This window comes from Tetragenococcus muriaticus DSM 15685 (assembly GCF_000423785.1).
Lineage (GTDB): Bacteria > Bacillota > Bacilli > Lactobacillales > Enterococcaceae > Tetragenococcus > Tetragenococcus muriaticus.
Window position 1 is genome coordinate 1 of record NZ_AUIQ01000067.1, and the last position, 10,033, is coordinate 10,033.

13 protein-coding genes are annotated in these 10,033 nt (G+C 34.9%); 7 read left to right on the top strand and 6 right to left on the bottom strand.

Annotated elements, in window-relative coordinates:
* Positions 1 to 6: 6 nt before the first annotated feature.
* Positions 7 to 861 (bottom strand): transposase, encoded by an 855-nt coding sequence (locus tag G577_RS12495; protein ID WP_244869458.1) that lies wholly within the window; start codon positions 859 to 861, stop codon positions 7 to 9.
* Positions 753 to 1,433, bottom strand: a complete 681-nt coding sequence (locus G577_RS12500; RefSeq protein ID WP_244869459.1) for a transposase — start codon at positions 1,431 to 1,433, stop codon at positions 753 to 755. The genes G577_RS12495 and G577_RS12500 overlap by 109 nt, the downstream gene beginning before the upstream one ends.
* Before the next feature lie 127 nt (positions 1,434 to 1,560).
* Between G577_RS12500 and G577_RS11405 the strand changes: the two genes are divergently transcribed.
* Positions 1,561 to 1,755, top strand: a complete 195-nt coding sequence (locus G577_RS11405; RefSeq protein WP_038027703.1) for a hypothetical protein — start codon at positions 1,561 to 1,563, stop codon at positions 1,753 to 1,755.
* Positions 1,756 to 1,876: 121 nt separating this feature from the next.
* Entirely contained in the window at positions 1,877 to 2,719 is an 843-nt protein-coding gene (locus G577_RS0109050) for an aldo/keto reductase (RefSeq protein WP_028790925.1), read from the top strand.
* 54 nt (positions 2,720 to 2,773) lie between these two features.
* Here the strand turns inward: G577_RS0109050 and G577_RS0109055 are convergent, their stop codons facing one another.
* A complete protein-coding gene (locus G577_RS0109055) occupies positions 2,774 to 3,532 on the bottom strand; it encodes a hypothetical protein (protein WP_028790926.1) in 759 nt (252 codons plus the stop codon).
* 13 nt (positions 3,533 to 3,545) lie between these two features.
* Positions 3,546 to 4,109 carry an LOG family protein gene (locus G577_RS0109060; RefSeq protein WP_028790927.1) on the bottom strand — a complete coding sequence of 188 codons (564 nt, stop codon included), beginning with the start codon at positions 4,107 to 4,109 and terminating at the stop codon, positions 3,546 to 3,548.
* 123 nt (positions 4,110 to 4,232) lie between these two features.
* Here G577_RS0109060 and G577_RS0109065 point away from each other — a divergent pair, with 123 nt between their 5' ends.
* From G577_RS0109065 to G577_RS0109085, 5 genes are all read left to right on the top strand, one after another.
* On the top strand, positions 4,233 to 4,565 hold the full coding sequence (locus G577_RS0109065; protein ID WP_028790928.1) for a MazG nucleotide pyrophosphohydrolase domain-containing protein: 333 nt from the start codon (positions 4,233 to 4,235) through the stop codon (positions 4,563 to 4,565).
* 91 nt (positions 4,566 to 4,656) lie between these two features.
* A complete protein-coding gene (locus G577_RS0109070) occupies positions 4,657 to 5,466 on the top strand; it encodes an aldo/keto reductase family protein (protein ID WP_028790929.1) in 810 nt (269 codons plus the stop codon).
* A 115-nt stretch (positions 5,467 to 5,581) separates the two neighbouring features.
* Entirely contained in the window at positions 5,582 to 6,421 is an 840-nt protein-coding gene (locus G577_RS0109075) for a Cof-type HAD-IIB family hydrolase (RefSeq protein WP_028790930.1), read from the top strand.
* Positions 6,422 to 6,542: 121 nt separating this feature from the next.
* Positions 6,543 to 7,292 (top strand): ABC transporter ATP-binding protein, encoded by a 750-nt coding sequence (locus tag G577_RS0109080; RefSeq protein ID WP_028790931.1) that lies wholly within the window; start codon positions 6,543 to 6,545, stop codon positions 7,290 to 7,292.
* Positions 7,285 to 8,868 carry an ABC transporter gene (locus tag G577_RS0109085; RefSeq protein ID WP_028790932.1) on the top strand — a complete coding sequence of 528 codons (1,584 nt, stop codon included), beginning with the start codon at positions 7,285 to 7,287 and terminating at the stop codon, positions 8,866 to 8,868. Before G577_RS0109080 ends, G577_RS0109085 begins: the two co-directional genes overlap by 8 nt.
* 57 nt (positions 8,869 to 8,925) lie before the next feature.
* Here G577_RS0109085 and G577_RS0109090 read toward each other — a convergent pair whose 3' ends face one another.
* Positions 8,926 to 9,399: a universal stress protein gene (locus G577_RS0109090; protein ID WP_028790933.1), complete on the bottom strand. Its 474-nt coding sequence runs from the start codon at positions 9,397 to 9,399 to the stop codon at positions 8,926 to 8,928.
* A gap of 64 nt (positions 9,400 to 9,463) precedes the next feature.
* Positions 9,464 to 9,736, bottom strand: a complete 273-nt coding sequence (locus G577_RS0109095; protein ID WP_028790934.1) for a hypothetical protein — start codon at positions 9,734 to 9,736, stop codon at positions 9,464 to 9,466.
* Positions 9,737 to 10,033 lie beyond the last annotated feature (297 nt).

Consider the following 10,033-nt stretch of genomic DNA (forward strand, 5'->3'; position numbering starts at 1 on the left):
TAATGCCTACTGAATAATTATGAATTTTGTAAAAAAGCTAAAATAAAACGTTCGATTTTTTATTTGCCTCCTTTTGAAGGGGCTGGACAAAATTTGACGCAAAGAATCTGTCGTCAATTGAGACAGATTGAGTGCCAAAACGCTTAAAGCAATGCTTGAAAGCGTGGTATCTTTTCGTTTGGTTGTTATCAAATCGGCGCCAAAACAACCCTTTAGTTGGCTAAAGCCACGTTCGACAGCGACACGATCCGCGTTGTCTTGATCATCGATTGTTTTATCACGGACTTCGTTCTTTTTCGGCCGTCCCAGCGCAGGCCCCGATAGCCGGATGCCTCGCTGTTTACAATAGTTGAGATTTTTTCGATTCCGATAAATCTTGTCTGCTAAGACGCGTTCGGGATAGTAGCCATGTCGGTCATGGTAACGACGAATCGTAGAAACTAAAATGTCTGACTCATTATAAGCATCAAAACTGCTATATTCTAGGCGGGCAATGCCTTGATCAAGACTCATGTCAAATTTGGCGCCAAACTCGACGGAAGCTTTGGCCTTTCCCCGCACAATGGGACGCAACCAGGGTTGATGGAAACTAACAATTCGATCTGGTACAGAATGGGTGTGATTGTCATACATAGAACGTTGTTGTTCATAAATGTTTTGAATGGTTTCCCACCAAATTGCTTGTTGTTCCGTTAAATGAGCCCCTTGGGCTAAAAATTTTTGAATGACTTTGATATCACGTTTGACAAATCCTAGCATTTTACGAATTTGTGGACGTAACCATTTCTTGGCTTTTTTCTTACGACGGACGATATTGAGATAAACTTTTCCACTTGCCGATAAATTCTTGGTTTCTTCCATTGGTTATCTTTACAAAGGCGATCTATGATCTTTTCTGCATGTGTTCGTGCATCATTTAATAGCTCCGTATCCGTAGGATATTTGATGTTTTGGGGCGCACAAGTTGCGTCCAATGTCAGTGTTCCACTATTGGAACCGTCTGTAGGTGGTGTTGGATCATTGTCATCCTTTGGATTGTAGGCTAAGATTTTTTCATTAATTTCCATCAGCGTGACTTCATCCAAACGCTCACGAAAATGAACCATGGAGGAAGCTTCAAAAGGCGCTTCTTCCTGATAGCCAGGGAGTCCCACGAAAAATTGCAAGTAAGGATTCTCTTGGATTTGAGCCACGGTTTCTTCGTCGCTGTAGTGATATTCTTTTTGGATTAAAAGCGCCCCTAATGCCATACGTAGCGACTTGGCCACATTGCCTTTTGGATTAGGAAAGTTTTTGGCATAATCTTTTTCTAATTCACTCCAAGGGATTTGTTCTGCTTTTTTTATCCAACGGTTGTCTGGGTTCATATGAAGCCCTAAAGGCTGGTTGAAATCTTCAAAAGAAATTTGGATGTAAGGTTGTGATTTGTACATGAGAATCCTCCTATGCAACAATAAGTGCACGATTGTAATGGTCTTACCGTAAGAAACCTTGCATCTATTTTAACAAATAAATTGAATGAATGTTGGTAATCCAACAAATTAGCTATGATCAGGAGGCATGAATTATAGTCTTAATACAATAAACAAAATTATTGTTGCACTAGGAGTTACACCTGCGGAATTTTTTGAATTTTTAAAATTAGATGAACAAGAATCAGAAATTTACCAATTACTAACTAAAGTCAATGGGTCAAAAAAGCGAGATGTTCTATTAAATATGATACGAGAGATGATTGAACTATCGGAGGAATGAAAGATCTGTATTAGCCATTTAAATAATATGAACCAAATGTTTTTTGAAAATCCTTATAAGTTGACATTCCTCAGTTGGCATCTTATGCTTTTTATAAGATCAAAAAATTGGAGGAGATTAAATGAGCTTAACAGATACGTATACTTTATCAAATGGCGTAGAAATTCCTATAGTAGGTTTTGGTACGTGGCAAACACCGGACGGCGAAGTAGCTGAATCTTCTGTTTTGTCAGCTTTAAACGCTGGTTACCGTCATATAGATACAGCAGCAATTTATGGAAATGAAGAATCTGTTGGGCGAGCAATTGCGAAAAGCGAGGTGCCAAGAGAAGAGTTATTTGTTACTACTAAATTATGGAACGCAAATCATTCTTATGATTTAGCAAAAGAAGCAATCGATGGATCGTTAGAAAGACTTGGCTTAAATTATATTGATTTATATTTAATCCATTGGCCAAACCCTAGTGAATTTCGAGATCATTGGAAAGAAGCTAACGCAGGCACTTGGCAAGCAATGGAAGAAGCTGTTTATGCAGGAAAAATACGTTCATTAGGTGTCTCAAACTTTCTTAGCCACCATATTGATGCTTTACTGGAAACAGCCAATATCAAACCTGTTGCTAACCAAATTTTCTTAAATCCAAGTGATCAGCAAAAAGACTTGGTTGCTTATAATAAAGAACACGACATCTTAAGTGAAGCTTATAGCCCATTAGGTACTGGGAAAATTTTCGATGTTCCTGAGTTAAATGTACTGGCTAATGTTTATAATAAAACAATTGCACAAATTGTGTTACGTTGGAGCTTACAACACGGATTTTTGCCATTACCTAAATCAGTACACGAGGATCGTATTATTGAAAATACGGAAATCTTTGACTTTGAATTAAGCGACAAAGATATGCAAGCTATTGATGGGTTAGAAGGAACTGCGGGTACTGGCCCGGATCCTGATAATAAATAATGAACTAAAAACCCTCTGTTACGTTTTAGTAGCGGAGGGTTTTTATTACCAATTTTACTTGGACCATTCATCAATGGTCTTATTGTCTTTATCCTTCAAAATGAGCCAACTATTGGTTCCGCCATAATAGAGAAATAACCCCACTTCATTTACGCTTTTTAAAATAATATCTTCTGTTGTAACAAAGATTTGTAGTTTATCTTTTTGCTCCTCGCGCAGTTGTGTCCCCATACGAACGTTTAAGCCAATAGTACCATCTCTATTAAGCTTATATTCTTTGCGTAATTGTGCACCTTTTTTGATTAACATTTCATTGCGTTTTTGCCAGATAATTGTTGCTTGACTGTCAAAATCATTGACAAAAAACTCAACTTCACTTAATGCTTGTTTCCAACGGTGCTGGGGTTTAGCTGATGTTTTTTTCTTTGAAGTAAGAAGAAAACCAAATTTATTTAAAAGTAACGAGAGTATGGCTAAGTAACTGTCAGTTGACAAAGGTTGATTTGAGTGAGTTCCTAATAATGTGTATACATTATTTTCTTGGATTATTTCAGATAGACGCTGAGACAAATGAGAAATATCTAAACTTTTTGGAGGGATAATTTGAATAAAATGATCCGCTTTTGAGATAAGTTCCTCATTTAAAGTAGAATGAATCGCTTGAAATTGCTTTCCTTTATATAATAGGAAAAAACCAATTTCATCATAAACAAGAGCGTCTTGCGAATAAAAGATATTTATCTTGCTATCAATATCAACTAAAGTGATTTCTGCTTTTTCATTACTTAAATAAAGGTTAGCATTGATTGTCATCCTATTTACCTCCTTAGGAGTAACTTCTTATTTCAGGGGTTTTGTAATTTTGAATGAAGATCTCAATTTGTGTCAGATCATTAGAAAATAGTATAGCGTTTCGATCACTATGAGTTAAAAAGTCATGGTTTACCATGGTGTCATACATATTTTTAAGCGCGTCATAATAATTGTTTTCGTTATAAACAATACAAGGATTCTGGTTTTTACCAATTCTTGACCAAGAGATTACTTCAGTAATTTCTTCTAACGTACCAGGTCCACCAGGTAATGCGATACATGCGTCGCCATAGTCTAACATCTTTTGTTTTCTTTCTGCCATAGAATTCACTTCGATTATTTCAGTCAAGTCACTATGCGCGAGTTCTCTTTCTTTAAGAAATGTAGGAATAATACCGATAACTTGTCCTCCTTTCTTTAAAACAGTATTAGCTAATTTCCCCATCATTCCAGCTTTTCCACCACCATAGATGAGTGTATGATTATTTTGTGCGATCCAATCGCCTAATTTTTTTGCTACTTGACTATAAAATGGCGAGTTTCCTTGGCTAGCACCACAGTAAACGGTTACATTCAAAAAAGTTCACCTATCCTCTTTTTATTATGTTAATTTACAAAAATTAGAGTTCGTTTGTTATACTTCTTTAGTATATAATAAAAATTTTTAAACGGATAGGACAAAATAGTAAGGAGCGATTGTATGGATGTTAAAAGTTACCAACAGTGGATTAGCCAATTTTATAAGCAAAGAAACTGGTATGAATATCAACCATTTATTCGAGCAAATTTTCTTTCAGAAGAAGTTGGCGAAGTGTGTCGAGCGATTCGAACGATAGAAATTGGGCGCGATCGACCGGATGAAAATAAGATGGGGCATGAACAACAGCTTGAAAATTTAACGGAAGAATTAGGCGATGTATTGGATAATCTTTTCATTATTGCAGATAAGTATGATATTTCTTTAGAAGAGATTATGAATTCGCATAAAGAAAAATTACAAAATAGGTATAAAAATAGCTTCCAAAAAGGATAAACTTTAATTGTGCTCATTCATCCTTTTTATTTGCTGCTTTTTTAAAGTCCTAGTAAACTAAGAAGTGTAGAAATAGTTGGGAGGTTTTTATATGGAAACAGTTACTTTAAATACAGGAATACAATTGCCTATTATCGGTAGCGGTACCAATACATTTGGTAAAGTAGACGGCAATTATATGGGAGATATTAATGGAGATACTTCCGAACTTTTGATGGCTATGGATGTAGGCTATCGTCATTTTGATACAGCGATTTCTTATCGTAATGAATCAGTAGTAGGAAAAGCACTACAAGAAAGCAAGAAAGAACGCGACCAGTTTTTTATTACTTCTAAAATTCCAGGTAGAGAAGAATATTATGCTGATGAGAACGCAGTAAAAAAGGGTGTCGAACAAAGCCTACAAGCCTTAAATACAGATTATATTGATTTGTATCTAATCCATCATCCATGGGATAATCTTGAGCAAATGTTATCTATGTGGCGCGTCTTAGAAAGCTATGTTGATAAAGGGACGTTGAAAGCTATTGGTGTTTCTAACTTTAATGAAGAACAACTTGATTATTTGATTGAAAATGGGCGAATCAAGCCAGCAGTCAACCAAGTAGAGTCACATCCTGGAAAATGGAATGACGAAATTATTAATTACTCTTTAGAGCACCAAGTGATTCCAGAAGCTTGGGGGCCCTTAACAAGAGTAAGTGATCAAGCTAAAGAAGCATTGAATAAAATTGCTGAAAAATATAATAAAACTTGGGCTCAAATCATCTTACGTTATCAAATTGAACGAGGGGTAGTAGTAATCCCTAAATCACATAATAAAGAGCGTCAGCAACAAAATTTAGACGTGTTTAATTTTGAATTGGCAGAAGAAGATAAGCAAGTAATTAGCCAACAATAAAATTTTTTTATTTCCTAAGAGACTGGACTTTTCAGTTCAGTCTTTTTTTAAGAAAATTTGCAACCATTCTGTTTTTCCGCTACTATAAATAGAGTTAGAAAAATGGAGGGAAACAATGACGATTAAAGCAATTGCAATGGATATGGATGGAACCTTGCTTAATGATGAGAAAGTAATAACAGAGCAAACCAAAGAAGCGTTAGTTACAGCTCAAAAGCAAGGAATTAAAGTTATATTAGCTTCTGGCAGACCGACTCCTGGGTTGTTCAAGTACGCTGAAGAACTATCGATGGAAAACTATGATGGAATAGGCCTTTCATTTAATGGAGCTCATGTTTTAGATTATCGAACAAATGAAGTATTATTTGAACAACGTATGTCACTTGAGATGTCTAAAGCTATATTAGAACACTTGAAAAACTTTGATGTAAAGCCCATGATTTGTCATCAGGATTATATGTATGTCAATGATGTTTATCATAATAAAATCCAACTAGACAATGGGGAGCAAACAAACATTATTGAATATGAAGCAAGAGCTGGTGGGTATAAGCTTTGTGAAGTAAATGATCTTGCAGGTTTTTGCGATTTTCCTTTACATAAAATTTTAGTGGCTGCGGACCCGGACTATTTAAAACAACATTATAAAGAAATGATGCAACCCTTTGAAGGACAGGTTAGCGCGTTATTTTCTGCTCCTTTTTACTTTGAATTTACTGATTTGGGTATTACTAAAGCTAAAGCAATGATTGCTACATTACCTAAATTAGGAATAAAACAAGAAGAATTATTAGCGTTTGGCGATGGACAAAATGATCAAGCGATGGTTGAATACGCAGGAGTTGGTGTAGCGATGGATAACGCTACAGATGAATTAAAGCAAGCGGCTGATGAAACGACGCTATCCAATAATGAGGATGGAATTGCTCATACATTAAGAAAATATCTTATTTGATAAAAAGGTGGGACTTCAGTTATTTAAGTTCCACTTTTTTTACGTTAAATAAAATGAAAAAATAACAAAATATTGCAACACTTTTTTAATTATGGTAAATAAGAAAAAAGGAGTTGAACGAATGATTGAATTAAAAGAGATAAGTAAAGAATATGGAGCAACTAAAGCATTATCTGATGTAAATCTAACCATAGAAGAAGGGAAAATTTTTGGATTTCTGGGACATAACGGTGCAGGTAAATCAACAATAATCAAAAGTTTAGTGAGTATTGTTGATCCTACATCGGGAGAAATTGTTGTGGATCAGCAAAAATTAACACAGCACCGTTTGCAGATTAAAGAAAAAATTGGCTATGTTCCAGATACACCTGATTTGTTTTTACAATTGACAGCTGCTGAATATTGGGACCTGATGGCAGCAGCTTTTACTTTATCTGATTCGCAAAAAGAGCAACGTTTAAAAAAGTATACTGAACTTTTTGATATGGAAGAACATCAAGATGAAACAATTGGTAGTTTTTCACATGGAATGCGACAAAAAACGATGATTATCGGGGCTTTACTTTCAAATCCAGCAATCTGGATTTTGGATGAACCCATACAAGGGTTGGATCCACAAGCCGCTTACGATTTAAAACAAATGATGCGAACGCATGCAGATGAAGGAAATACCGTCATATTTTCCACTCATGACTTAGCTACTGCACAACAATTATGTGATGAACTCGCCATTCTCAAACAAGGAGAACTTATTTATAATGGTACAGTAACCGAGCTATTAAATCAGTCTCCGAATGAATCGCTTGAGTCTATTTATTTAAAAATGGCAGGGCGAAATAGTGATTCTGAAGCGGAGGAAGACGATGGATAAGACACGATTCAAGGAATTACTTAAAGTTAATTTACGTTATGCTAACCCACAACAAACGACAAAAAATAGAGAAAAGGGCAAGAGTGGCGCTTCACTGACACGTTCTTTAGTTATGCAATATTTTTACTCCGGTTTGCTTTTTTTATTGATCTATGGTTTTACTATGTTGGGCCTTGATTTTAGCCAATTGCCGGGATATTTCACTTATTATATGGCGCTTTTTGGCATTATTGCTTTTTCTCAAGGAATTTCTGTTACTTATAATATTTTCTTTCAAAGCCAGGATTTACCTAATTTCTTGCCGTTGCCATTTCGTCAAAGTGAACTTTTCTTATCTAAAATTGCCGTAGCTATTCTAACCATTACCCCTCTCGTTTTACCTGTTTTTGTTTTATTTATATTCGCTGGTATTCGATCAAATATTTTTATATTATGGGCCATTGTAGGGGCTATACTTTTATTCTCTTGCTTTTTAGGGGTTATATTTAGTATTTGTAGTTTTATTGTATTTGGTTTAGCCAAAACGAAGCTTTTTAAACGCCATAAACAACTGATGACAAGTATTCTTTTAATTGTTTCCGTCGTCATAGCTGTGCTGGGGATTTTGGTGATGAATTGGCAAACTACTCAAACACAAATGATGGTTTCCGATCGACCTGCTATTGGCTTTTTACTTCCTTTTTTCTATGCAATTACGCAACCTTTAACAACAAATGGATTATTAAGTCTCTTTGGTTTAGTAGGAGGAGTGGCGCTTTTGGTTATTTTATTTAGACAATTATTATTGCCTAAGTTATATGAGCAATTACTGGTTGTTTCAGCTGAAAGTACAAGCACGAAACGAAAACACAAAACCAACCAGAACCTTCGTCAAGTACTTTTTAATTACCATGTACAATTAATCCGTAATCCAAGCTTATTAATGCAAGTAGTTTTGAATTCTGTTATATTGCCGCTTGTTTTTATAGCTAGTTTTGGCTTTAATGGAGGAATTGACTTAAGCGCAATGGGTATTCAATTTTTAGGCGTGGCATTTTTGGGTGGCTTCGCCCTTGCGATGATAATGATCAACCAAACGTCTTTGATAGCGAATGTTATCTCTTTAGATAAAGAAAATTTCTTATTTATTCAGACTTTACCCTTATCGCTAAAAGTTTATTTAAAAGAAAAATTTCGCTTTGCTTATCTATTACAACTCACTTTGATTAGTGTTGTAATAGTCATTGTAGGAGTAGTTTTTCATATGCCATTACTACATTTGATAAGTGCTCTTTGTGGAGGTTTGATCGGTTGTTATCTTATGGGGTTACGTTATTTTCGTCGAGATTATCGTTTATTGTTGGTAAATTGGACAGAAATTAATCAACTATTTTCTCGTGGTACTGGTAATTTAGGGTTAGTATTTACTATGATTGGAACAGTATTTTTGAGTACAATTTTATTAGTAATGTATAGTTTTGCCTTGATGTTTTTGTCGGTACTAGGTGTGAATTTAGTTGTGGGCATCGTTTTTATTAGCGGAAGTTTCCTTTGGTATCATCATTATCAGAAACATTTTTGGCAAACATTTGAATGATTTGAAAATGGAAAAAGCTAAGCGGGTCTTTTGGACCCGCTTAGCTTAAAGTTTAACTTAGTTCTCTTCTACTTCCGGTAGATTGTTTTCGGCATCTGTACGTACAATTAAAACATCGCATAACGCATTACGTGTTACATATTCAGATACCGATCCAATGAATAAGCGCTCGACTGCATTTAATCCAGTAGCTCCTAAAATAATTAGATCAACATTTTTATCCTCTGGAATTTGTTTAGCGATAATGACTTTAGGAGAGCCGTATTCAATAGCTGTTTCGACTGCTTTCACACCTTCATTTTGAGCCCTTTCACTATATTCTGATAAGGATTGTTTAGCTAAATCAGACGCCTGCTCTGCTAACATTGAACCAAATGAGTTTACGTCTTGAAATGCCCTTGTATCAATAACATGAACTAACAATAGACTGGCGTTATTACGGTTGGCAATATTAATTGCTTTTTGAAATGCTAATTCTGCTTCATTGGAACCATCGACGGCGACCATAATTCTTTGATATTGTTGTAACATCACATCACGACCTTTCTTTATCTCTAATTTTATTATACCCTTTTTATAGTTAAAATAAAATTTTCTATTGCATTTTTTTAGCAAGTAAAAAGCTAAAAATCCCCGAAATAACTAACATTATACATAAAAACGTAATCGCCCATTCTAATTGGTTTAGCAATCCGATAAAAAAACATAAAATGCCTAAAACAATAAATACTAAGCCAAAACTACGTAAAAAGGCTTTGTTTTGTGCATTTTCTGTAATTAGTGAAAGGAAAATGGTTTGTTTTACACAAAGCATAATCCCCATCGTCAGTAATATAATTGACATAATAGATAATAGTGTAATAATCATCCAATACTCCTTTTGGCCTATATATTAATTACTCAAGTTTCGCATACCCAAAATGATGATGTCCCTTTGATAGAACAACGCTGATAGTAAAATAATGGTTCGCTTGACTTTTGTTCAAAGGATACAAAAAGAACTCCTTTTGTTTTATAATGGATTTAACGACAAATCTAAAAACAAGGAGTTCTTGCTCTTATGATACACTTAAAAAACATCAAAAATCAATTACCAAATGAAATGAACGCAATTTTTTCTGAACTGAACGTCCTGAAATTTTTACGACAAACCTCTATTTGTAAG